Annotated in this window: 1 protein-coding gene; it reads left to right on the forward strand. The window is 49.0% G+C overall.

All coding sequences use genetic code 11. The annotated features are described in order from the left end of the window. Positions 1-312 (forward strand): PTS system mannose/fructose/N-acetylgalactosamine-transporter subunit IIB (locus tag A0739_RS09890; protein ID WP_061587821.1); only part of this gene is annotated, 312 nt, incomplete at both ends.

The following is a 312-nucleotide window of genomic DNA, read 5'->3' on the forward strand; positions in this document are numbered from 1 at the left end:
GCTGAAAATGCTATCGAAAAGAGCGGGCTCAAGCTTGCAACGCCAGCTGGCGTGAAACTCAGTGTCTTGCCGATTGCTAAGGCAGCAGAAAATATCTTGGCTGGCAAGTATGATTCGCAGCGACTCTTGATTGTTGCTCGCAAGCCAGACCGCTTCCTGCGGTTGGTCGAAGCTGGTGTTCCGCTGGAAACGCTGAACGTCGGCAATATGTCTCAGTCAGACGAAACTCGCTCTATTACTCGCTCTATCAATGTGGTAGATGCAGATGTTGAAGCCTTTCACAAGCTTCATGAAAAAGGAGTAAAACTGACA

It is taken from the genome of Streptococcus oralis (genome assembly GCF_001588645.1).
In the GTDB taxonomy this organism is placed as follows: domain Bacteria; phylum Bacillota; class Bacilli; order Lactobacillales; family Streptococcaceae; genus Streptococcus; species Streptococcus oralis_AB.